22 protein-coding genes are annotated in these 24,013 nt (G+C 55.1%); 12 read left to right on the top strand and 10 right to left on the bottom strand.

Translation table 11 applies throughout. The features are described 5' to 3' along the window. The 7 genes from ENH71_RS13055 to argF all read right to left on the bottom strand — a co-directional run. The coding region (locus ENH71_RS13055) for a hypothetical protein (protein ID WP_294137863.1) at positions 1-198 on the bottom strand (198 nt) is incomplete at its 3' end. A gap of 4 nt (positions 199-202) precedes the next feature. After that, the gene (locus ENH71_RS13050) at positions 203-1,120 is read right to left on the bottom strand and encodes a peptidylprolyl isomerase (RefSeq protein WP_294132541.1); all 918 of its coding nucleotides are present in this window, start codon (positions 1,118-1,120) and stop codon (positions 203-205) included. A gap of 138 nt (positions 1,121-1,258) precedes the next feature. Further along, a complete protein-coding gene (locus tag ENH71_RS13045) occupies positions 1,259-1,834 on the bottom strand; it encodes a nucleotidyltransferase family protein (RefSeq protein WP_294132542.1) in 576 nt (191 codons plus the stop codon). A gap of 49 nt (positions 1,835-1,883) precedes the next feature. Further along, positions 1,884-3,302 (bottom strand): ribonucleotide-diphosphate reductase subunit beta, encoded by a 1,419-nt coding sequence (locus tag ENH71_RS13040; RefSeq protein WP_317622748.1) that lies wholly within the window; start codon positions 3,300-3,302, stop codon positions 1,884-1,886. A gap of 25 nt (positions 3,303-3,327) precedes the next feature. Further along, positions 3,328-6,177, bottom strand: coding sequence for a ribonucleoside-diphosphate reductase subunit alpha (locus tag ENH71_RS13035; protein WP_294136529.1), 2,850 nt, complete (start codon positions 6,175-6,177; stop codon positions 3,328-3,330). Between the two features lie 230 nt (positions 6,178-6,407). Further along, the gene (locus tag ENH71_RS13030) at positions 6,408-8,270 is read right to left on the bottom strand and encodes a putative bifunctional diguanylate cyclase/phosphodiesterase (protein WP_294136530.1); all 1,863 of its coding nucleotides are present in this window, start codon (positions 8,268-8,270) and stop codon (positions 6,408-6,410) included. 65 nt (positions 8,271-8,335) lie between these two features. Continuing rightward, positions 8,336-9,238 carry an ornithine carbamoyltransferase gene (gene argF / locus ENH71_RS13025; protein ID WP_294136532.1) on the bottom strand — a complete coding sequence of 301 codons (903 nt, stop codon included), beginning with the start codon at positions 9,236-9,238 and terminating at the stop codon, positions 8,336-8,338. Between the two features lie 303 nt (positions 9,239-9,541). Here argF and grxD point away from each other — a divergent pair, with 303 nt between their 5' ends. Beyond that, positions 9,542-9,883: a Grx4 family monothiol glutaredoxin gene (gene grxD, locus ENH71_RS13020; protein WP_294136534.1), complete on the top strand. Its 342-nt coding sequence runs from the start codon at positions 9,542-9,544 to the stop codon at positions 9,881-9,883. Positions 9,884-10,042: 159 nt separating this feature from the next. On the opposite strand, the gene rnt is transcribed toward grxD, so the two are convergent. After that, a complete protein-coding gene (gene rnt, locus ENH71_RS13015; RefSeq protein WP_294136536.1) occupies positions 10,043-10,687 on the bottom strand; it encodes a ribonuclease T in 645 nt (214 codons plus the stop codon). After that, the gene (pyrC, locus tag ENH71_RS13010; RefSeq protein ID WP_294136538.1) at positions 10,687-11,736 is read right to left on the bottom strand and encodes a dihydroorotase; all 1,050 of its coding nucleotides are present in this window, start codon (positions 11,734-11,736) and stop codon (positions 10,687-10,689) included. Before pyrC ends, rnt begins: the two co-directional genes overlap by 1 nt. 296 nt (positions 11,737-12,032) lie before the next feature. Here pyrC and ENH71_RS13005 point away from each other — a divergent pair, with 296 nt between their 5' ends. From ENH71_RS13005 to ENH71_RS12995, 3 genes are all read left to right on the top strand, one after another. Further along, positions 12,033-12,842, top strand: coding sequence for a flagellar protein MotY (locus tag ENH71_RS13005; protein ID WP_294136540.1), 810 nt, complete (start codon positions 12,033-12,035; stop codon positions 12,840-12,842). Between the two features lie 125 nt (positions 12,843-12,967). Continuing rightward, positions 12,968-14,182: an argininosuccinate synthase gene (locus tag ENH71_RS13000; RefSeq protein WP_294136541.1), complete on the top strand. Its 1,215-nt coding sequence runs from the start codon at positions 12,968-12,970 to the stop codon at positions 14,180-14,182. A 44-nt stretch (positions 14,183-14,226) separates the two neighbouring features. After that, positions 14,227-14,847: a putative 2OG-Fe(II) oxygenase gene (locus ENH71_RS12995; RefSeq protein WP_294136543.1), complete on the top strand. Its 621-nt coding sequence runs from the start codon at positions 14,227-14,229 to the stop codon at positions 14,845-14,847. A 39-nt stretch (positions 14,848-14,886) separates the two neighbouring features. Here the strand turns inward: ENH71_RS12995 and ENH71_RS12990 are convergent, their stop codons facing one another. After that, the gene (locus ENH71_RS12990) at positions 14,887-15,816 is read right to left on the bottom strand and encodes a ferritin-like domain-containing protein (RefSeq protein ID WP_294136544.1); all 930 of its coding nucleotides are present in this window, start codon (positions 15,814-15,816) and stop codon (positions 14,887-14,889) included. Between ENH71_RS12990 and ENH71_RS12985 the strand changes: the two genes are divergently transcribed. The 8 genes from ENH71_RS12985 (at position 15,815) to ENH71_RS12950 (ending at position 24,011) form a co-directional block, all read left to right on the top strand. After that, entirely contained in the window at positions 15,815-16,036 is a 222-nt protein-coding gene (locus ENH71_RS12985; protein ID WP_294136545.1) for a hypothetical protein, read from the top strand. The two genes, ENH71_RS12990 and ENH71_RS12985, sit on opposite strands and share 2 nt — an antisense overlap. A gap of 4 nt (positions 16,037-16,040) precedes the next feature. Further along, positions 16,041-17,753, top strand: coding sequence for a fatty acyl-AMP ligase (locus ENH71_RS12980; RefSeq protein ID WP_294136546.1), 1,713 nt, complete (start codon positions 16,041-16,043; stop codon positions 17,751-17,753). Further along, positions 17,710-17,988, top strand: coding sequence for a phosphopantetheine-binding protein (locus ENH71_RS12975; RefSeq protein ID WP_294136548.1), 279 nt, complete (start codon positions 17,710-17,712; stop codon positions 17,986-17,988). The genes ENH71_RS12980 and ENH71_RS12975 overlap by 44 nt, the downstream gene beginning before the upstream one ends. Next, positions 17,981-19,225: an LpxL/LpxP family acyltransferase gene (locus ENH71_RS12970; protein ID WP_294137859.1), complete on the top strand. Its 1,245-nt coding sequence runs from the start codon at positions 17,981-17,983 to the stop codon at positions 19,223-19,225. The genes ENH71_RS12975 and ENH71_RS12970 overlap by 8 nt, the downstream gene beginning before the upstream one ends. A gap of 1 nt (position 19,226) precedes the next feature. Next, a complete protein-coding gene (locus tag ENH71_RS12965; protein WP_294135104.1) occupies positions 19,227-20,471 on the top strand; it encodes an HlyD family secretion protein in 1,245 nt (414 codons plus the stop codon). Further along, a complete protein-coding gene (locus tag ENH71_RS12960) occupies positions 20,471-22,540 on the top strand; it encodes a peptidase domain-containing ABC transporter (RefSeq protein ID WP_294135101.1) in 2,070 nt (689 codons plus the stop codon). The genes ENH71_RS12965 and ENH71_RS12960 overlap by 1 nt, the downstream gene beginning before the upstream one ends. A 40-nt stretch (positions 22,541-22,580) precedes the next feature. Then, positions 22,581-23,081 (top strand): GNAT family N-acetyltransferase, encoded by a 501-nt coding sequence (locus tag ENH71_RS12955; protein ID WP_317622402.1) that lies wholly within the window; start codon positions 22,581-22,583, stop codon positions 23,079-23,081. 120 nt (positions 23,082-23,201) lie between these two features. Next, positions 23,202-24,011, top strand: a complete 810-nt coding sequence (locus ENH71_RS12950) for a glutathione S-transferase family protein (protein ID WP_294135099.1) — start codon at positions 23,202-23,204, stop codon at positions 24,009-24,011. Positions 24,012-24,013 lie beyond the last annotated feature (2 nt).

Raw genomic sequence — 24,013 nt, 5'->3', positions numbered from 1 at the left:
GTTGTTCTTTTTGTCGAAATAATAGCCCGTGGCGGCACCCGCCAGCAGCCCCAGCGCCGTGATCAACAGCAGGTTGTTCATCAAGGCGCCGAGACCGAAGCCGAGAAAGAATCCGGCGGTCGCGCATAACGCCATGACGCTGACCGGTTTCACTTTCCGGCTGGTCTTGGCCGATTTTCTTCTGGCTGTTTTTGCCATGTTGTCAGTCTCCTGGCTGAATGTTGTTATTGATTTGTCTGACCTGATAAATGCGGGTGCTGGCGTCGGGGCCTCGGCTGATCCGCTCCACGATATCCAGGCCTGATACGACGCGACCAATAACAGTGCTGGTACCAATTAACCAGGGTGTGTTGGTCAGGGCAATAAAAAACTCGCCGTCATTGGTATCGGGTCCGCGATTGACCATCATCACACTACCACGACCGGGGCGTCGGGATGGCAGCGAGCCGTCATAGCGATAACCTTGCATCTCGTGGAATTGCAAAAGGTTCATGGCTTGAAGGCGCTGCAGCACTGTTGATTGTTGCACTCTCACAGCGTCCGCATCGTTAATGTTCATGTTTCGGTAAAGTGGTTTCAGCACCTGTTGCTGGAAATCATCCTGTCCGCCAATGTTCAGCCATGGATGCGGCTTGCCGCTGGCATCTAGCAGACGTTGTTGCTCCAGACCCAGGCCCCGGGCATTGATTTCGTCGGCGACGGTTGATAACGGGCGCAGACGGTTGGCACGCTCTGGCGCGCCAGCCTGAATCAGGGTGTCACGGATGGCACGATGGAAGGTCAGACCGTCATAATAGTGTATTTCGCTGGCGGTATTGCGATTGGTTTCAGGAACAGGCAGCCGCGCCTCGGCCAGGTCGAGAAATCGCTGAACATTTTGCGGTGCTGCTTCGGGAAACAGCTCGATGTGGATGTCCCCCTGGCTGGTCTGAATCATAACCAGCGGGTTACGTGGATTTTGCATTAGCGAGTTGATCGTTGGCGCGGGCGCGGTGACCACCGGGTCGGAGGCTGTGTTCTGCGCATGGCCAGCGCTGCCGGTTATCAACGCGGCAACTGTCAGGAGCAGTCCGGCCAGACTGGGCGGGTTAATAAGGTTTTTACCGTTGTTATGGGTCACGCCATCAGATCCTGTTTCTGGGACACGCTGGTTTTGGGCAATGCTGGCTCTTGCGCTCGTGTGTCTGACTTTTGAGCTGAAGGCTGTTGCCTGCCTGCGCGCCCGATGTTGACGTTATTCTAGGTAAGCCTGATGCGGCTAGCAAGCAGTCAGATCCTGCGGGGTGTCAATGTCCTGCAAAATTCCGGGATCATTGAGTGTCATAACGTCGACTTTGTCGGGGTGGTGTTTGATAACCTCGCGGCCGCCAGTGTCGCCCTGACTTTGTGCCAACTCGGCAAAAAAATCACGGCCAAAACAGACTGGATGGCCGCGTTGAGATTTGTATTCGGGCACGGTAATACGGCTATGAGATGCCTTGCCAAGAAGTTGTTTCAGGGTTGCTGGCTCGATGAACGGCATGTCCGCCAGGCAAATCACACAGGCATCCCAGTTGGCGGGCAGCGCGCGTATGCCACAGGCAAGACTGTGACCCATGCCCAGATCAGCATCCTCGCACAATACAATTTGTGAATCAGTGAGTCCGGTACCGTCAAACACGCCGGTATCCCGCAAGGCGGGGCGGGTGATAACCATGATGTCGCTGGTAACGCTCAGCAGCAGGCGGCTGGTGCGTTGCAGCATGGTGCTGCCATCAGGTAGCACCGCACGCAACTTGATACTGCCAAAGCGGCGGCTGAATCCAGCCGCCAGCAGGATGGCTCCGGTAGTCATATAGGGTGGCTCCGGGTGTGTCAGCCTTCATTTGGCATTATGCTGTCGATCAATCCCAGCTCAACGCGCCGCCGGTCTGATATTCAATCACCCGCGTTTCAAAGAAGTTTTTCTCCTTGCGCAGGTCCATGATCTCGGACATCCACGGGAACGGATTCTTGACGCCTTTGAACTGCTCCGGCAAGCCGATTTGTACCAGACGACGATTGGCAATGAATTGCAGGTACTCTTCCATCATCACCGCGTTCATACCCAGTACACCGCGTGGCATGGTGTCGCGCGCGTATTCGATTTCAAGCTGGGTCGCCTGCAGAATCATCTGGGTCGCTTCGCGCTTCATGGCATCGTCCCACAGGTGGGGGTTTTCGATCTTGATCTGGTTGATCATGTCGATGCCAAAATTCAGGTGCATGGACTCGTCACGCAGGATGTACTGAAACTGCTCTGAGGTTCCGGTCATCTTGTTGCGACGGCCCATGGACAGAATCTGGGTGAAGCCACAGTAGAAGAAAATACCCTCAAGACAGCAGTAAAATGCGATCAGGTTCTTCAACAAAGCCTTGTCTGTTTCCGGTGTGCCGGTGGTGAAGTTGGGATCATTCAGCTCTTTGGTGTACTTCAGGCCCCAGGACGCTTTTTTCGCCACTGACGGGATCTCGTGGTACATGTTGAAGATCTCGCCCTCGTCCATACCCAGAGATTCAATACAATACTGATAGGCATGTGTATGAATGGCTTCCTCAAAGGCCTGGCGCAGAATGTACTGTCGGCACTCCGGGTTGGTGATCAGACGATACAGTGCCAACACCAGATTATTGGCAACCAGGGAGTCCGCCGTGGAGAAGAAACCCAGATTACGCTTAACAATCAAACGCTCATCCGGCGTCAGGCCATTGCTGCCTTTCCACAGGGCGATATCCGCATTCATGTTGATTTCCTGCGGCATCCAGTGGTTGGCACAGCCATCCAGATATTTCTGCCACGCCCAATCGTATTTGAACGGCACCAGCTGATTAAGGTCGGCACGGCAATTGATCATACGCTTGTCGTCAACGGTGACCCGCTCGGTCCACTCGCCAATCTCCTGTTGCGCGACTTCAACATCCAGGTCTTCAAGCTCACTGGCAACCTGTTGCATGATCTGATTGTTCACCGCCTCGGCAGCAGCTTCAGGAGCGTTGCGGCTGGAGGAGGGTTGGGCAATATAGGCAGGTCTGGCTGCAGCGATGGCAGCATCGTAGCTTCTTTCTGCCTTGGCAGTTTCGGCGGACGAAGCTGCTGATCCCAGCGTGGCGCCATTGGTTGCTGAGTCGGGTCCTCTCAAGGAAGAGGACGCCGGCTTTGTTTGCGCTGTTTGCGTGGCTATCGCCGGGCCTGCGCGATCGGAGCCTGCTGTGCGAGCATTCTGCGAAGACGGCTCAGCATCCAGTGAAGTCGGATCGTCGTGGAATTCATCCCAAGATATCATTGTAATCCCCTGATAGTATTTATGTTTACTGACATGCTTCGCAGTCTGGATCGTCAATGGAGCACGCTTGTGGCACCGGTGCCGGGCCACTGGAAACTGCATTCAGCTTGCTGCCGGAGACGGTAGACTTCTCGGTGCTGGTGGCAGCCAGAGAGCGCAGGTAATAGGTTGTTTTCAGACCGCGCAGCCAGGCCATGCGATAGGTGACATCGAGTTTCTTGCCATTGGCACCAGAGATGTACAGGTTCAGTGATTGTGCCTGGTCAATCCACTTCTGGCGACGACTGGCGGCATCCACCAGCCAGCGTGGTTCAATTTCAAAGGCCGTGGCGTACAGATCCTTGATGTGCTGTGGTATGCGATCGATCTGCTGCAGGCTGCCGTCGAAATATTTCAGGTCGTTGACCATGACGTTGTCCCACAAATCCAGTGCTTTCAGATCACGCACCAGGTAAGGGTTCACGACGGTAAACTCACCGGACAGGTTCGATTTCACGTACAGGTTCTGATAGGTCGGCTCAATGGACTGCGACACGCCGGAGATATTGGCGATAGTGGCAGTCGGCGCAATCGCCAGCACATTGGAGTTGCGCATGCCAACGGCAGCGATGCGCTGGCGCAGACTTTCCCAGTCCTGGGTTTGTGCCATATCGACTTCCAGATACTTCTCGCCGCGTACTTCCTGCAGCATTTTCAACGAGTCGATCGGCAATATGCCCTGATCCCACAATGAACCTTTATAGGTCTGGTAGGGGCCCCGCTCTTCAGCCAGATCAGTGGATGCCTGAATGGCATAGTAGCTGATGACTTCCATGGAGCGGTCGGCAAAGGTCACGGCATCATCGGACGCGTACGGAATACGCTGGGCGTACAGTGAATCCTGGAAGCCCATGATGCCCATGCCGACCGGTCGGTGCTTGAGGTTTGAATTCTTTGCCTGTGGCACCGAGTAATAGTTGATATCAATCACGTTATCCAGCATGCGAACCGCTGTTTTGATTGTGCGCTGCAATTTGTCGGTATCGAGACCGGATTCGGTAACATGATTCACCAGGTTCACGGAACCCAGGTTGCAGACAGCGATCTCGTCTTCACTGGTGTTCAGGGTGATCTCTGTGCACAGGTTGGACGAGTGGATGGTGCCCACGTGCTGCTGTGGCGAACGTACATTACAGGCGTCCTTGAACGTGATCCAAGGGTGGCCGGTTTCAAACAGCATGGACAGCATCTTGCGCCACAGATCCTTGGCGCGCACGGTTTTATAGATTTCCACCTGACCGGCAGCTGCCTTGCGTTCGTACTCTTCATAAGCCTGTTCAAATACCATGCCATGCAGGTCGTGCAGATCCGGCACGTTATTGGGCGAGAACAAAGTCCAGTCGCCGTCTTCAAACACGCGCTTCATGAACAGATCGGGGATCCAGTTGGCGGTATTCATGTCGTGGGTACGACGGCGGTCATCACCGGTGTTCTTGCGCAATTCCAGGAACTCTTCGATATCCAGGTGCCATGTCTCCAGGTAGGCGCAGACTGCGCCTTTGCGCTTGCCGCCCTGATTGACGGCCACTGCCGTGTCATTAACCACCTTGAGGAAGGGCACGATGCCCTGGGATGAACCATTGGTACCTTTGATGTGGGCGCCCAGCGCGCGCACCGGTGTCCAGTCATTGCCCAGGCCGCCGGCCCATTTGGACAGCATGGCGTTGTCCTTGATGGCGCCATAAATGCCGTGCAGGTCGTCCGGTACCGTGGTCAGGAAGCAGGAAGACAATTGCGGGCGCAGGGTGCCGGAATTGAACAGCTGCGGTGTTGATACCATGTAATCAAAGCTGGATATCAGGTTATAAAACTCGATTGCGCGGGCTTCGCGGTCGGTTTCGTTGCTGGCCAGACCCATGGCGACACGCATATAGAAAATCTGCGGCAGCTCGAAACGCACACCGTTACTGTGAATGAAGTAACGGTCATACAGTGTTTGCAGGCCCAGATAGGTGAACTGGGTGTCGCGCTCGGCCTTCAGGGCTTCGCCCAGTACGTCCAGGTCATATTCCAGCAGGTGTGGAGACAGCAGCTCCAGCTCGACACCTTTTTCTATGTAGGGGCGCAGTACGCTGGGGTAACGGTAGTTCATTTCGCTTTGTGTGGCGCTATCGGCCACACCCAGGAAGCCGAGGGCTTCGGAGCGTAGCGTGTCGAGCAACAGACGGGCGGTCACATATGAGTAGTTCGGATCCTTCTCTACCATGGTGCGCGCGGTCATCACAGCGGATGTACGCACGTCATCCATCTTGACGCCCGGGTAAAGGTTTTTCAGTGTTTCCTGATAAATGTCGTCACTGGACACCCCTTCGAGGCCGGCACAGGCTTCATCAATCACAGTGCGCAGACGGGCATTGTCCAGCGGACCCTGGGTGCCATCGGCGAAGGTCACCTGGATGGTGGATTCCTCGGTGTTTTCGCGCGCGCGTTGCTGGTCACGCACGCGTGCGTGCTCGGCACGGTACAACACGTAAGAGCGGGCAACCTTGTGTTCACCGGTTCGCATCAGCGCCAGCTCGACCTGGTCCTGGATTTCCTCGATATGGATGGAGCCGCCCGAAGGCATGCGCCGCTTGAATATGGTGCTGATCTGGCTGGCCATTTTGCCTACGGTTTCATGCACACGCGAGGAGGCTGCGGCGGTACCGCCCTCCACGGCAAGATAGGCCTTGGTGATGGCAACAATAACCTTGGATTCGTCGTAGGTTACGACCGCGCCATTGCGTTTGATGACACGAAGCTGACCCGGAGCGGTAGCGGGCAAATCCTCGTTGGTGCGGGTGGCTGAGCGGGGACTGGCAGTGCTGCTGCCATAACTGGGTGTGCCTGTTTGCATCGGATTCTCCATGATGTTGTCATTAATCCCGTGCGTGCGCCGTGGAAATACAATATATAGGTGGTTTTTGCGGACAAGGCACAAGATAGAGCGCTATGGAGCGGATTGCAAGCCCTTTTTGTGTGGATAGCTTGTGGATAAGATGTGTGTATCAGGGTATGGCAACCACTATATATAGTAGTCGCACGTTGACCAGGTTGTGAGCGGGAACGGAAAGGGCGCGGGTAATCTCAGTGGGTGACCACCGCCAGCGCGGGAGCCTTGTCGGTGCTGAACCGACTTTCCATGCGCGTCATCTGCGCAGGCAGGTCGTCAGCGCTGACCGGATGACAAAACAGGAAACCTTGCAGGATGTTGCACTGATGTTCTGTCAGAAAACTGGCCTGGGGTTCAGTTTCCACGCCTTCGGCAACCACCTGCAGATTAAGGCGCTGGGCCATGGCAATGATGGCGGTGGTGATCGCGGTATGGCGCGGACTGTCGGGTAGATTGCTGACGAATGAGCGATCCACCTTGAGTTTGTCGACGGGCAATTGCGTCAGATAACTCAGCGAAGAGTAGCCGGTGCCAAAATCATCAATGGCAATCGCTACGCCAAGCGCCTTGAGTTCGCTGAGAATGCTGATGGCCTGGTCTATATTGTCCATCAGCATGCTCTCGGTGATCTCCAGCTCCAGCCATTGTGGTGCCAGCCCGGTTTCCGACAACACGCGGCGTACCATTTGCACCAGGTTGCGGTCACGAAACTGGCGAGCGGACAGATTGACAGCAATGGTCTGATCGGTGATGCCCGCAGTTTGCATTGCCCTGAGTTGCAGGCAGGCTTGTCGCAGCACAATTTCACCCACCTGGATGATGAGTCCGGTTTCTTCCGCAATCGGTATAAAGCGGTCCGGGGAAATCACGTCCACCTGTTCATGGCGCCAGCGCACCAGTGCCTCGTAGCCACAGATCCGGCCTCCGACCATGTCAATCTGGGGCTGGAAATGCACCACAAAATCTTCATTGCTGACGGCGATGCGCAGTTCATTCTCCAGCGACATACGTGCCAGCGACTCAATGTTCATGTCATCGGTAAAGTATTGGAAGTTATTGCGACCCTGATCCTTGGCGCGATACATGGCCAGGTCGGCATTACGCATCAGAACGCTGGCGTTCATGCTGTCTTCCGGCGCAACTGTAATACCGATGCTGCAGCTGACAGTGACTTCCTGTGTGCTCAGGGCAATGGGTTCGATCAAGGCGCGCAGTATCTTGCGTGCAACCAGGCCGGCGTCATCCGGACTGGTAATGTTAGCCAGCAGTATGGTGAATTCATCGCCACCCAGGCGCGCCACGATATCCTCTTCGCGGACACAGTCACGCAGGCGTTGGGCGACGGTGCACAACAGTTCGTCACCGGCATCATGTCCCAGTGTGTCGTTGATACGTTTGAATTGATCAAGGTCCAGAAACAGCAGTGCCATCGGCTTTTTACTGCGACGCAGGTGCCGGAGTCCCTGTTCCAGACGGTCCCGGAACAGGCGACGATTCTCCAGGCCGGTGAGCGGGTCATAAAACGCCAGCTTTTCCATCTGCGCCTGGGTTTCAACACGATCACTGATATCTTCGATATTGAGCACAATGTGGCTCAGCGCGCCCAGGTCATCGTTAATGGGAGATACGGTCACCTGTTGCCAGAAATGTTCGCCATTCTTGCGTTTGCTGACCATAAAGGTTTCCCAGCTGGCGCCCAGCAGCAGGGCTTCCTGCAGGCTGATGTTGTTTACATCGGTCAGCTCTTCGTTATTCAGCAATTCGGCGACACGGCCGACGGCATCATCCTTGCTGTAGCCGGTAATCTGAGTGTAGCGGGGGTTTACGTAATCTATGACGCCCGCGCAATCAGCGATGATCACACCGCTCTGGCTTTGCTCTACGGCACTGGAGAGTATGCGCATGGACTGATTGTTGAGTCTGGCTTGCCGGCGCTGACTCTCAAGAATCATCGGGCGCCAGCCTGCCAGCCATAACAGTAATGGAACCGTCACCAGGGCAAAGATGACAAAGATCAGCAATCCCTGAGTCAAAAAACCCTGCGTTAATAGATCCATTGGTTATGCGTATTCCGGACGGCAATAAGTTTTGCGCAACAAGATAGTAAAAGTTATATTATTTATCAACGTGTTGCGCACATAAATTCAAGCAACGCTTTCTGTGCGTGCAGGCGGTTTTCAGCCTCATCCCAAACGACGCTGTCATTTGCATCCAGCACGCCGGCGCTGACTTCCTCGCCCCGGTGTGCCGGCAGGCAGTGCATGAACAATGCATCCGGCCGGGCCTGTGACATCAGTTCAGCCGTTACCTCGTAGCCGGTGAACTTCTGGATACGGAGCCGGCGCTCCTCTTCCTGGCCCATCGAGGCCCAGACATCGGTTGCTACCAGACTGGCCCCGGCCACGGCAGTGGCCGGATCACGAACGATACGCACCCGATCCTTGTTGGCCTGCAGCATGTGCTCGTCCGGATCAAAGCCTTCCGGGCAGGCTATAACCAGTTCGAAATCGAATTGTCGGGCAGCATTGATGTAGGACTGGCACATGTTATGGCCGTCGCCTACCCAGGCAACCGTATGTCCTGCAATGTCACCCCGATGTTCAAAAAAGGTTTGCATATCAGCGAGTAACTGGCATGGGTGAAAGTCGTCTGTCAACGAGTTGATGACCGGCACCCGGGAGTGACGGGCAAACAGTTCAAGCCTTGCATGTTCGAAAGTTCGTATGGTGATGACGTCGACCATGCGGGATAAAACTTTAGCACTGTCTTCAATGCTCTCGCCGCGACCCAGTTGCGTATCCGCCGGTGACAGGAAGAGCGCGCTGCCGCCAAGCTGATTCATGGCGACCTCGAAAGATACACGCGTCCGGGTCGATGATTTCTCGAAAATCATCGCCAGCGTCTTGTTCTTCAGCGTCTCTTCGCGCAGCGCGGGGCTTTTTTTCAGGGCGATAGCACGGTGAATGATGTCGCGCAGTTCAACCGGGCTGAGATCCAGCAAGGTCAAAAAATGTCGTGTTGCCATATCGATACGGGTTTCCCGGGGAACGTGGTCCCGGCTGCATGCAACCGGTGACGGCGCGGAGTCTGGGTTCTGTAGAAAACGCTCAGTGCTCAGCGAAAATTAAAAAAGGGCAGCGCCTGCTACCCTTCGACCAAGCTCCGTATCTTATATTACTTTACAGGATGCGGGCAATTATCGGATAGGGCGCTAATCATGTAGAATATGCCATCTTTTAGCACGGTATCCTGATCTCCCTTAACAAGCAGGGTCCCGATCAGGGTCCCGATATACCAACGCAGTTTGCACAGCACAGGAAACGGCATTATGAGTAATGAACAGTCGAGCATCGAACAGACCATTCGCGATCAGATCAGCGCCAATAGCATTCTGCTATATATGAAGGGTTCGCCGGATCAGCCCCAGTGTGGCTTTTCTGCCCAGGCTGTCCAGTGTCTGATGGGTTGCGGCAAGCGCTTTGCCTACGTGGATATCCTGGCCAATCCGGAAATCCGCTCAACCTTGCCAGTGATTGCGAATTGGCCAACATTCCCTCAGCTCTGGATAGACGGTGAGCTGGTAGGGGGCTGTGACATCATCACAGACCTGCACCAGAAGGGTGAGTTGAAAACCCTGATTGATGCCGCCGCAGAAGACGCGGCAGAGTAACTGCCACAATGCCGGACAGTCAGTCAGGGCAACAAGTTTTACCGAGACGTTAGGCAGACAGGCAGGAGGGGTGACATTTTGCCGGCAAAATGCACCCCTCCTGCCTGTCTGCCTAACTGAACAACTGTCAGTAGAAATGCCCTGACTGACTGTCCGGCATTAACGCAAGGGCCAGCCGCCGAGCTTCTGCCATTTATTAACAATGCCGCAGAACAGTTCGGCGGTTTTCTCTGCATCGTACTTCGCCGAATGTGCCTCATTGCCATCAAACTCGATGCCGGCCACTTCGCAGGCTCTTGCCAGCACCGTCTGACCGTAGGCCAGGCCGCTCAGCGTAGCGGTGTCAAAACTGGAAAAGGGATGAAACGGGTTGCGCTTCAGATCATGCCTGGCCACCGCAGCATTAATAAAACCGTGATCAAAGTGAGCATTGTGCGCAACCAGAATTGCCCGTTTGCAGCCATTGGCCTTCATTGCCGAGCGAATTACCTTGAACAGATCCTGAAATACATCGCGCTCACCTCGCGCTACACGCAGGGGATGCCACGGGTCGATGCCGGTAAACTTAAGTGCCGCGTCTTCAATGTTTGAGCCCTCAAAGGGGATAACACGATGGAAGTAGGTTTGCTCCACATCAAGTACAGACTTTTCGTCCATGCCCAGAATAACCGCAGAAATCTCCAGAATGGCATCAGTTTTGGCGTTGAAACCACCACATTCAATGTCCACAACAACAGGCAGATAACCGCGAAAGCGTGACGCCAATAGACTTTCCGTAGCATCGTCATCGTCATAATCGTACATCAGGCAGTGACCCCTTTGATCCGCCAGTGAATTTGTTCTCCTGCACGCAATGGCACCAGAGTGCTGTCAGCGAGTGGATAGTACGCAGGTACATTCCAGCTTTCGCGGTGCAGGGTGATGGTGTCGGTATTTCTTGGCAAACCGTAAAAGTCGGGTCCGTGAAACGAGGCAAATGCTTCGAGCTTGTCGAGCGCACCCGCCTGATCAAAGACTTCGGCATACAGTTCGAGCGCCGCGTGGGCGCTAAAACAACCAGCGCAGCCACAAGCGGTCTCCTTGTCGGGGCGGGCATGTGGCGCCGAGTCGGTACCCAGGAAGAACTTTTTATCGCCACTGGTCGCCGCGTCAATCAGGGCGCTCTGATGGGTGTTACGTTTCAGGACCGGCAGACAGTACAGGTGGGGGCGAACACCACCCACCAGCAGGTGGTTGCGGTTGTACAACAGATGTTGCGGCGTAATGGTGGCGGCAATGTTGTTACCGGCCTGGCGCACAAAGGCGACGGCATCGGCCGTTGTGATATGTTCGAGTACGATTTTCAGGGTCGGGAATCTGGCGCACAGTGGCAGCAGGGTCTGTTCAATGAAGACTTTTTCCCGATCGAAAATATCCACCTCAACGTCAGTGACTTCACCGTGAATCAGCAACGGCATGCCCAGCTCCGCCATGGTCTCAAGGGCCGGGTATGCGTTGGCAATGGCGGTAACGCCACTGTCGGAATTGGTGGTGGCACCGGCCGGATAATATTTGACCGCTTGCACATGGCCGGACTGGTGTGCCGTGTGGATCTCGTCCGCCGACAGGGTGTCTGTCAGATACAGTGTCATCAGCGGCTCAAAGTCCAGCCCCGCAGGCAGTGCATCAATAATACGCTGACGATAGGCCAGCGCCGCCTGGGTTGTGGTAACCGGCGGTTTCAGGTTGGGCATGACGATGGCACGGCGAAAAGTGCTGGCGCTGTGGGCGACCAGTTGGCTCAACACCTTGCCGTCGCGCAAATGCAGGTGCCAGTCATCGGGCCGGGTCAGGGTCAGGGTTTGTTCTGTCATGAGGCGGGTGTACCTGTTTTGTGAAATACGGATCTGTTAACTACGGGTCAGCCTGGACCGTCTGCCGGCCAGATCGTCAATGCTTCCGGGTGCGATATCGGGATAGCCTGTTGCCGGTAAAGTTTGTTGGCCAGTGGCCGACCTATATGTGTGACAGGCTTTCATCAAAGGCTCAACAAATTCTTTATTCAAGACGGAATTCAAATCCAGGAATGAAAACACGGTGTAAGTTTACCTTATCTTGGCTCTTGATGCTCTCTGTGACTGGTCTTACGCAATCAGCAGCAGGGGGCTCGGTGTCGTCGTACTATGCCGATATCGATGTGGCCGGCTGGCAAACAGATTCATCCGTCTTTGAATGCCGGCTGATGCAACAGATACCCGGGCTGGGTCAGGCGGTGTTCTATCACCAGGCCGGGGCGGCGCTGAGTTTCTATCTGCAGACCCCCGACACCCCCATGCAGGCGGGCAGGGCTCTGTTGACGTCACAACCACCGGTCTGGCGTCAGGAGCTCGGCGTACGCGACCTGGGTTACGTCGACGTGGCGATCAGCAAGCGTCCGGTGACACTGGATGCCCAGCGCAGTCGCCTGCTGATGGCCGAGCTGGAACGGGGCATGGTGCCAACGCTGATGCGTCGCGCCTGGTTCAGCGACCAGGAGTCTGTCCATGTCGGGCTGTCCCCCGTGCATTTTGGTGGCGCCTACGCTGAATACCATACCTGCACGGCATCGTTGTTGCCGGTCAATTTCGGCCAGGTTGAGCGCAGCACCGTGTTCTGGCAACCCAATCAACGTGAGCTCAACGACGAGATCACAGCCCAGCTGGATGACATCGTCACCTATGTCGAAGCCGATCCCGCAGTCTACGGTTTCGAGATCAATGGTTTCACTGATGGCGCCGGTAATCCGCGGGAGAACTTTGAACTGTCCAGGATCAGGGCGTTTGCAGTGCACCAGTACCTGGTCGATCAGGGTATCAATGAGGACATGCTTAATACCCGTTTCTTCGGATCTGCCCCCCAGTTCCGAATCGTGGAGCAGGAGCGCTCAGCCGCCGATCGCGATCGCAACCGGCGAGTCACCATCCGGCTGTTGCGCGACTGATCCGCATTTCTGTTGCCTGACCCGACTGTCACAACATTCACGGTGACATTGCGCTAGCTGTCGAATTCGCAGGGCGGAACGAGTACAATAACCGCCTTTTTACAGACTCGCAGACAGGAGCAAACATGTCGGGCATCAATAAAGTTGTGCTGGCCTATTCCGGCGGACTGGATACATCAGTCATTGCCAAATGGTTGATGGAGACTTACCAGTGTGAGGTTGTGACCTTTACCGCGGACCTGGGGCAGGGCGAGGAGCTGGAACCAGCGCGAGCCAAAGCCAGGGCCATGGGGATCAAGGAGATCTACATCGAAGACCTGCGCGAAGAATTCGTGCGTGACTTTGTCAACCCGATGTTTCGTGCCAATGCTCTGTACGAGGGCGAATACCTGCTGGGCACCTCCATCGCCCGGCCTCTGATCGCAAAGCGCCTGGTAGAAATTGCCAACGAAACCGGCGCCGATGCCATTTCCCACGGCGCCACTGGTAAAGGCAATGACCAGGTGCGTTTCGAACTGGGTGCCTATGCCCTGAAACCGGGTATTCGTGTTATTGCTCCGTGGCGCGAATGGGATCTGAATTCCCGCGACAAATTGCTGGCCTATTGTGAGCAGCATGACATTCAGGTGGAGAAGAAGCGCGGCACAAAATCGCCTTATTCCATGGATGCGAACCTGCTGCACATTTCCTATGAGGGCGATATCCTGGAAAATCCGGGTGTCGAGCCGGAAGAAGACATGTGGTTGTGGTCAGTATCGCCAGAAGCGGCACCGGATACGCCCACCTACATCGAGTTAACCTATGAGCGTGGCGATATCGTTGCCATTGACGGTGAAAAAATGTCACCGGCGACCGTGTTGGCGTACCTGAACAAAGTGGGCGGCGCCAATGGTATTGGTCGGGCCGATATTGTGGAAAATCGCTATGTCGGCATGAAGTCGCGGGGTTGTTACGAAACACCCGGTGGCACCATTATGCTGAAAGGCCACCGGGCTATCGAGTCGGTAACGCTGGATCGTGAGCTGGCACACCTCAAGGATGAACTGATGCCGCGTTATGCTTCACTGGTATACAACGGTTACTGGTTCTCGCCCGAGCGCAAAGCACTGCAAACGTTGATTGACTATTCTCAGCAGTACGTCAATGGTACGGTGCGCCTGAAGCTCTACAAAGGTGGTGTGGCGGTTGTCGGGCGCGAATCTGCAGATTCCCTGTTCGATGCTTCCATTGCAACGTTTGAGGATGACGCCGGAGCCTACGACCAGGCGGATGCCGGTGGTTTTATCAAGCTCAATGCGTTGCGTCTGCGCATCGCGGCCAATAAAGGTCGCAAGATCTGATAGGTCTGACCTGATGGTTCGCTGCTGGTAAGAGAGGATCGCTGATGGACCACCAGATGATGAACATGTTTGCGGTGCCCCTGTACAGGGCGGCGCTGGGCAGAGCGTTTTCTGACGAGGAAATGCAGTTCTTCAAAGCTGAGCTCAGCGACCCGGTTGCAGCCATCACCAACTACGCCTCCCGCAACAAGAAGGTACTCGACACCGCCCCGATGCAATCCATCCGGGCGGTGTTGCAGGCGCATCTGGATCAGTTTTTTAAAATCACCTTCAATACCACCAACAATGTCAGTCTGCAGATTACACAGTCCTGGCTGACCCGTTCACAGCAAGGTGATGCGCACCATACTCACACCCATCCCAATAGTGTGGTCAGCGGCGTTCTGTACATAAATCTTGCGCCCAAAGACGGGATCAATTTCTATCGTAACGAAGATAACCTGTGGTACGAACTGATCCGGCAGGAAGACAGTTACTACAATGCTCTCCGCTACTTTGTCCAAACCGGCATCGGCGATATCATACTTTTCCCCTCCAACATCCGGCATGGCGTCAATGCGGTCACGGAAAACATCGACCGTGTCAGTCTGTCGTTCAATACTTTCTTTTCCGGTGAGCTGGGCCGTGAGGAATTCTCGAACCAGCTCAATATCCGCCTGCTTTAGATCCGGCTTAACGCGCGAAGCCGTGCCTGGCATCCGTTCTCAGGCAAGTCCGCTCAGTCGTCGCTCTGTTTGCGGCGTCAACAACCCCACGCTGTTCATATTTAACATCAGTTGCCGGAACAGGTCATGACGAGGTTGGGGCTGCCTGATCCGGTTTTGCCTGAGATGGAAACGCAGTGCCCGCACGTCCCAGTCAAACTCGTTGGCGATTCGGGTATAGATGTTCATGGCATCGGCCAGGCCGAGCAGGTGATCGACGACAAAATCGCTACGAGTCTGCAGCTCGCTGGCGTTGAGCGACGCCAGGTGACGGCGCAGGATCTCCGTGCCGAACTTGACGTGCCGGGCCTCATCAGCGCTGATAAAGTCGATGGCATGGGCAAGTACGGGCACCAGGGTGGCGCGACGTATATCCTGCAGACGCGCCAGTGCCAGACTTTCGATCAATATCTGGCAGGCTATGAATTTATAGTCCCAGCGCGGATCATTGACCATCGCCTTGATCAACGCGGCAACAGCATCGCTTGGCGGGTGTACATCACCAACGACCTCAAGCAGGTAACGGGAAAAGAATTCGACATGCCTTGCTTCGTCCGATACCTGCGAACTGGCAAACAGCTTGGCTTCAATATCCGGCATACACGACACCAGCTGTGAGGATACCAACAGGGCACCTTGCTCACCATGCAGGATGTCACTGATTTCCAGTCCATGGCGATACCAGCTACAGTCAATCCTGCGCGACGAGGGTAGCGCATCAAACGGTGCGAAGCCTGCCAGGGGTTCAAACTGGTGTCGACTGGGTGGCAGGCTATGATCCACGAGCGCCTCCCAGGGAGCCTCGCTGGTCTTCCAGACTTTACTTTTTGCCAGTTCATAAAGACTGTAGACCCGGGTTTTTTCCTCGCGGTAATCCCAGCGAATCTGGCCGTGCAACTGAGTATCAATGGTACTGACGGTGGCTGTCATGTCATCGGTCCTTGATGGGGTAGTCGGTGCCGTCGTAACTGCAACGGTGTCTGAACCGGAAATCCTGTTCCTGTCAGAAGAACCTGATTTTTACATCATCTGGTGCCTTGGCGCGCGTTTTTTTCTGATTATTGCAATCCGTGTGTTTGGGTTGTGCGCCGGCTCACAGATTGGTTCTCGTTTTGCGCAATGTGACGCCAGAGCCACGCCTGACGACTAAAGTAATGATGGACACGCCAGGCATACCATTAGAGGACGGTGATACCATGGACGGTACGTTGCTGGACCTGTTGGAACAAAACGCGGCCCTGAACGCTGACAGGCCGCTGTATTCGTTTCTGGACAGGCAATCACAGATCAGTTGTACCCTAAGCTTCAGGGCTCTGTATGAGCAGGCGAAACGGTTTGCCGGTGTTTTGCAAAACCGACAGTGCGGGGGCAAGCCAGTACTGGTGATGTGTCCTCACGGGCCGGAATTTCTCATCGCTTTTTTTGCCGCCATACTTGCGGGTGCCTGGCCAGTGCCGGTGACGCGGCAGAGGGCGCGATCAGGGACTGGCCTGAGGGCGTTGTTCAGGGCAAGTGGTGCAGCCACAATCATCAGCACATCGGCGCAGGCAGCTTCGTTACCAAAGAGCGCTGCCAATGTCCCACTGCAGGTGCTGCTGGTGGACAAACCCGCCATTGACAGCAATCCCTATCTACGTCCCGCCATCGCGGAATCTGATACGGCGTTTATTCAATATACTTCGGGCTCCACTTCGTCCCCGAAAGGGGTAGTGATAAGTCATGCCAATGTCTTGCACAACGCTGAGCAGATCAGACGTGTGTTTGCCTGCACGAAATCAGATATTGGTGTTTCCTGGTTGCCTTTCCATCATGACATGGGGCTGATCGGCCATGTCATAGCGCCGCTGTATGTGGGGCTGCATAACTACTTTCTGAATCCGGTAAATTTCATGGCCAGACCTGCCCGGTGGCTGCAGGCGATATCGGCTGTGGGCGGCACGCTCAGCGGCGGACCTGATTTCGCGTTTGCGATGGCAACAGAAAAGGTGTCTGAGCAGGACGCGGCAGTTTTGTCGTTGCAGCAGTGGCGGCTGGCGTATTGCGGGGCAGAGAAAATCAGACCCGGTACGCTGGCGCGATTTGCGCACCGGTTTTCAGTGTCTGGATTCCGGCGTCGTTCACTGTTCCCATGCTACGGTCTGGCTGAGTCGACACTGTTTGTCAGTGGTCAGCACGGGCTCATTACGCGATCATTTCCTGGCCTGAACGTGAACAGGCCGGTGGTGTGTCTGGGGCAACCGGCGCCCGGCAGTTCTGTCATTGTGGTAGATGCTGACTCCGGAAGCAGACTCGCTGCAGGCAATATAGGCGAGGTCTGCGTCAGTTCTGCCTCGGTGGCCGAGTGCTACTTTCACGACCCGGCTGCCAGTAGTCATGTCTTCAACGGCGTGCATGACAATGGCAAGCAATTTTGCCGAACAGGAGACAGGGGGATTTTATATCAGGACCGGCTGTTTTTGCTTGGGCGATATAAAAATGTCATCAAGTGCCGCGGCTGTAGCTATCACGCGGAGGACCTGGAAGCAGGCATCCGGGAGGGCCTGGTTCAATATGGGGTAACAAGATGCGCGGCTTTTGCATTCACTGACCGTGACTCGGAAAAGCTTGTGATTTTGCTCGAAAGAGGTCGCGGAACTGAAAGCAATGGCAAAGTCTCAGACCAGAACAGGATTGACCGGGCGGCTGCGCTCATTGTAGAGGAATTTGGCATCGTACCTGATGATATTCGGGTTCTGCCGGTGCACGGTTTGCCGCTGACCAGCAGCGGCAAGATTTGCAGGGGCCAGTGCCCCGACGTATATCAACAGCTAATCGGGGGACATAATGACAGAGTTGGCAGACAAGGTATGGCATCAGGTGTCGCATGAAATAGCCCGGGCGCGGGGCGAAGCCGGTACGCCAGTACGGCAGGCGCTACAAACGCCGTTGAGTGAGCTCGGCCTGGATTCGCTGAAGCTGATTGAAATTGTTTACGAGCTGGAAACATTTTATCAGTTGGATGTTGATGAAGAGAAACTGGCGGAGCTGACTAACGTGGGTGATCTGATTGAACTTTTTGTTGACGATATGGCTGTGCGTGCCAATGGAGCCGGTGATGAATAAGCGCCTTATGCCAGCTTACAAGTCTTCGGTGCAGAAAGCTGAAGGCGACGCTTGTGAATCAGGCAGTCGCGTAGACAAAGTGGCAACGTTCTCCGGGCTCTGCAGGACATTTGAGGCCATATTGGCGTCGCGCTCAGAATCAGTGGCGGGAGAGGCGCTGCGATGCCTGCCGGTTCCGGTTCAGGGCGTGAGGGTAGTACGCAGCGAGCATGGTCTTAAAGTCATCGAACTGGGCAACGCTGATACCCGTGAAATATCCGTGGCGCTGGCGAGTTTTATAGTGCATTTTGCTGAGCGCCTGCCTCGTTTGTCATGGGCTGAATGTTTTGAGGTGTGGGCGCGCAAGCGGGCGCAGCAATGCATGAAAGGCGAGTCCGTCTTGCGCAACAAGCGCCGATGGCTTTGGGTACTCAGCAGCCTGCAGCTCCGGTTTCAGCAGTGGCAACCAGCAAACAAAAAATGGCTGCAAAATCAGCACCTGTTTTTATCCTGTTTATTGCATGAGCCGCAGGCCCGGATTGAAGAAATGTGGCGTGAGCACTTGTTCTGGTTCTACTACAATTACGCCAGACGTCTGCTGCACCTGCATAACCGTCCGGAGAGCACCGGTTACCTGGCCAACTTTGTGTGGCCGGAGAAAAACGACTACCGTCGGCTGACACACAACAGCGATGCCTCCCGGGTGGTGGTCAGTATTCATATGGGGGATTTTTTTGGCGCATTCAGGGCGCTTTCGGGTCTGTCGGACTTTGGCAGACAAGTGATTTCCCTGCGCCGGGACACCATTGCCGATCACGGCATGCAACACTTTTCGGCAGACCGGATCAACCACCGCGTAGTCTTTCATCATCAGCTTCAGCCATCTGCCATCGTCAGTGCATTGCGACGTGGGGGCAGTACGCTGGCAACGCTCTTTGACCTGCGAGAAGATTTCGGCCGTACAGTGGCTGTCGATTTTTTTGGCCATCGTGCCCGTTTCGTCAAGGGACCGGCGCAACTGGCGATCATGGGCAGAAGTCCGATTTTTGCATTCGTCTGTTATGAGCGTCAGGGGCGTAACTGCATCGAAATGGCGCCGGCAATTGACACCCGGCTTAATCCCGGCGAGAGCCTGCAGCAGGCAACGGTGAGAGTAACGCAGGCGTTGGTTAAGCTCGCCGAATGCTGGATCAGAAGATGGCCGGCGCAATGGAAATATTTGACCACCTTGCCAGCTTACTTTGAGGCAGTGTCCTGATATGAGTACCGGCTTGTTTCGACCGCAGGTACTGACAGCGCAACATGGTGTGCGATTTGGTCAACGCATTTTCTATCAGCCGTTAACTGTGCGTCTGATGGTGCTGATGCTGCTTGTCCTGTTTGCCTGCCTGCTCACGTTTGCTGCCAATGCGGAGATCAAACAGACAAAGCGGGTGCGTGGTCACCTGGTGCCGGCCGGTGGCGAAGTCAAGGTATATGCTGGCAGCCCCGGCGTGTTGACTGAAATATTTGTCAGCAACGGCGAATTTGTGCAGGCGGGAACCGTGTTGGCGACGGTGTCTGATCCTCAGTACAACCAGCAGGGACAGGCCTTTGCGGATCTGGCTCTGCAACAGATTGATACTCAGCTGCAGCAGTTGCTACGCCGGCAACGTGTCGTGAAGACACGCTTCAACGCACAGGCGTCGCTGATCCGTCGTCAACTGTCCGGTATGCAGGCGGCGCTGGTTCTGCTCAGAGAAGAACAGGACATTCTGCAGCGCCGGGTCGCACTGTCAGAACAGGATCATGAGGCCAGCAACAAGTTGTATCGGCGCAGCACTATCTCGCAACGCGAATTCAGACAATCAGCATCCGCGCTGTATCTGCTGCAACAGCAGGAAAAATCCAAGGCGCTGGCCATTGCCCGACATTTGCAGGCCATATCGGAAACCGAACAGCAACTAGGCATGCAGCCTCTGCTTGCGCAGGAAGAAAGACTGGTGCTGGATAATGCACAGTCACAATTATTGGCGCGGAAACAGGAAATTGAGGTCCGGCGCCGTTCTACCATTATCGCTTCGCGCGACGGTACAGTGAGTAATCTGCTTCTGCGGGAAGGTGACGTGGTTGATCCCGGCGAACCGGTGCTGACGCTATCGCAGATCGGGGAAGAGTTGGAGGCATGGTTGTATCTACCGTCCAGTGCCCTGGCCAAGGTCGGCAAAGGCGTGGACGTCATGATCTCCTACGATGCGTACCCGGCCCAGACCTATGGCAGTTTCCCGGCACAGATCCTGAACGTAGCTGATTCCGTGATGGACCCTCGTGAATATCTGTTCCTCGTGGATGTGCGCGAACCGGTTTATCTGGTCAGGGCACGTGTAGCTGATCAGCGCCCGATCGGGCAGGAGGGTAGCCGTTTCAGGCCCGGCATGCAGTTTTTTGCCGACATTGTGACCGGGGAGCAAACAGTGTTGCAGAAACTTCTTGCGCCGCTTAGCGGCCTTGGGAGGCGCATGTAATGTACGAGTTGTTTGCCAGGGGTAACCGGTTACCCGCGATATTGCAGGCGGAACGGACAGAGTGCGGACTGGCTTGTGTTGCCATGGTGGCCGGGTATTTTGGCTACAAAATCGACCTGAACTGTTTGCGTCGTGAGTTTCCGGTATCGGCCCGCGGAGCAAGCCTGTCGGACGTCATGACGACCGCCCAGAGTCTGCAACTCACCACGAGACCTCTGAAGCTCGAGCTGGAAGACCTGCAAAGTCTGCAGCTCCCGGCGATACTGCACTGGGATATGACACATTTTGTGGTGCTCAAAAGTGTCGGACGCAAACGTATTGTTATTCATGATCCTGCTGTGGGAGCCCGGCGCTATTCAATGGCAGAGTGCAGTCGGCATTTCACCGGTGTTGCTCTGGAACTGACGCCGGGCCTTGAGTTCAGCTCACGATCCGGTACACGAAGGTCGCGACTGGCTGATCTGTTTCGTACATACCCGGGATTTTATCTCGCAATCGGGCAGCTATTTGTTTTGTCGCTGTTTCTGCAACTGGCTTCTATCGGTAGCGCGTTCTACATGCAACTGGTGATTGATGAGGGCCTTGCCAAGCAGGATCGCGATATCATCGGCGTTCTCGCGATCGGTTTTTTGCTGCTGGCCCTGGGCAATGTGGCAATGACCTTTGCGCGCTCTACCGTGCAGTTGTATTTTTCCAATCAACTCGGGTTCCAGATGGCGGGCAATGTGTTTCAGCATTTGCTGAGTTTGCCCGTTGATTTTTTCGCTAAACGTCACGTGGGTGACCTGGTATCGCGATTTGGCTCCATACGTGAAATTAGGCGCATCATCACCGAGGACCTGGTGACAGTCGTGCTTGATGGTGTTTTTGCCCTGATCACGTTGGCGGTGATGTTCTATTTCAGTGTCCTGCTGGCGTTTGTGGTGCTCGGGTTTGTCGCTCTGGTCACTGTCCTGAAACTGGCATTGATACCAAAAATTCAAACCATGCAGGAGCAGATTATTGTTGCTGAAGCCAAGACCAGCACCGGACTGATGGAGAACATGCGAACCATTGAGATCATCAAATTTTATTGTCGCGAGCTTCAGCGTCTGGCCCTGTGGCGTAACCTGTATGCTGAACAGATTAATACCCAGGTGGCGTTGACGCGGTTTACCATGAATCTGGATGCAATCTACGGTCTGCTGTTTGCGCTGGAGAATATCCTGGTGATCTATCTTGCAGCGCTGCTGGTGCTGGACGGTGAGATCACTCTGGGTTTTCTCACCGCATTCATTGCACTGAGGAGTAATTTTTCAGCCTCCATCCGCTCATTTGTGGAAAAGCTGGTGCAGATCCGACTGGTAAAGCTGCAGCTGGAACGGGTGTCGGATATCACTTGTGCGGAAAAGGAAACCGACACCTTGCAATTACCGGTGATTCGCAAACCGGTGGCCGGTCGACTGAGACTGGCGCAAGTGAGTTATGTCTACCCGGGGATGAACGATGCCGTTTTGCGCAATATCAGTGTCGATATTCGTCCGGGCGAACTGATTGCCATCGCAGGTCCGTCCGGCTGTGGCAAGTCGACCCTGATGAAACTCATGGCCGGTCTGTTGCCTGCCACCAGCGGATCGGTGTACCTCGGTGACACGGACATCAGGCATTTCGGTCTGCGCCAGTTTCGGGACGGCTGCGCGGGAGTGCTGCAAGGGGACCAATTGCTGTCAGGCACTATCCTCGACAATATTACCCTGTTTGCTGATGACGTTGATCACAAGCTGTTGCAGCAGGTTGCCGGGATGGCACAAATTGCTGATTTTGTCAGTCGTCTGCCCATGGGGTTCAATAGTCTGATCGGTGACATGGGGTCGATCATGTCTGCCGGGCAGGGTCAGCGCATATTGCTTGCAAGGGCGTTTTACAAACAGACCCGTTTTGTTTTCCTTGACGAAGCCACTGCTAATCTGGATCCTGACACCGAGGCGAAAATACTCAGTCAGCTTCGTGATCTGAACGCTACCGTTGTGTTTGTCACCCATCGGCCAGCGCCGTTGGAGATGGCCGACCGGGTAATCCGCCTTGCCTGAGCAAAACAATACCAACGCCTCTGAAAGAGACCCCGATACCGTGAAACGCATAAATGAAAACCTCACCATCCGACCGGCACTTGCCAGCGATGTGCCCGTCATTCTGAAGTTTGTCCGTGAGCTGGCGATCTACGAAAAATTGCTGCATGAAGTCGTAGCGACCGAAGCGTTGTTTACCGAATATCTGTTCGGTCGACACCCCGTGGCTGAGGTTATTATTGCTGAATGGGAGCATAAACCCGTGGGCTTTGCTCTGTTTTTTCATAATTTCTCCACATTTCTCGGTCGCCCCGGTATCTATCTGGAAGATCTCTTTGTACTCACTGAGATGCGCGGCAGAGGCATCGGCAAGGCACTGCTGTCCTATCTCGCTGCGCTCACCCGGGAACGTCATTGTGGCCGCCTGGAATGGTCGGTACTGGACTGGAATGAGCCTGCGATCCGGTTCTACCGCTCAATCGGTGCGGTACCGATGGATGAATGGACCGTGCAGCGCCTGACCGGTGAAGCCCTGGAGGCACTGGCTCAACAGTCAGCATGATGGCATCTGGCCGATGACTGAGCTACGATGGCTTTGACATATTCGTCGCGTGTTGGTCACTGCCGGTTTCGCCGGGGATCGCATGCGGACAATGGAAACGTTAAACAATGGAGCAGACATATGGACAATAAACACAAACCAGTAAGATCGCGGATTATGGCCGGCCTGTTAGGGCTTGGTATTGCCGGTCTGGTCTCGCTGGCACCGGCCAGTCCTGCATCCGCGCAAAGCGCCGAAAATCAGGGCGCGATGCCGATGCCGGAATTTACCATCTACCATCTTGAGGGACGCCGGTCAGAGCGCCTGGTATGGCTGATGGAAGAGCTCGGTCTGCCATATACCCTGGCCTTTGAACGCGGTGATCTAATGGCGTCGATGGCTGCCATTCGCGCTATCAATCCGAGCATGCCGGTCGCACCAACGGTCACCTACGGGGATCAGGTGCTGGTTGAGTCAGGCGCCATCATTGAGATGATTCTGGCGCGCCATGGCGAGGGTGAGCTGGTGCCGCCTCTGACGTCGCCGGATTTTGCCACCCACCTTCTGTGGATGCATTACTCTGAAGGTTCACTGGCAGCGCGCGCAATCGCTGACTATCGGGTCTGGCAGATCCAGCCGCCAACACAGCGCTCGCCATTGGTTGACTCCGAACAGGTTGTTCAGTTTGCAGAAAATTTTCTGTCGGAAAAGCCATGGTTTGGCGGTGATGAGTTTTCGGCGGCAGATATCATGATGTTATTTCCACTGAACTTTGCCTTCCAGCTCAACATTGTGGATGCGAGTCTGTTCCCTCAGCTCAGTGCCTGGATGGAGAAAGTACAGGCGCGCCCGGCATATCAACGCATGCTGGCGAAGGCACGACCAGACGGCATGGTAGGGTCGTTGCCGGCATTGCCGGCGCATGCCCCGTCAGGTCCGCGAAACCGCTAATA

This window comes from Pseudohongiella sp., from assembly GCF_011050365.1.
In the GTDB taxonomy this organism is placed as follows: domain Bacteria; phylum Pseudomonadota; class Gammaproteobacteria; order Pseudomonadales; family Pseudohongiellaceae; genus Pseudohongiella.
This window is presented reverse-complemented; position numbering and strand designations above follow the sequence as displayed.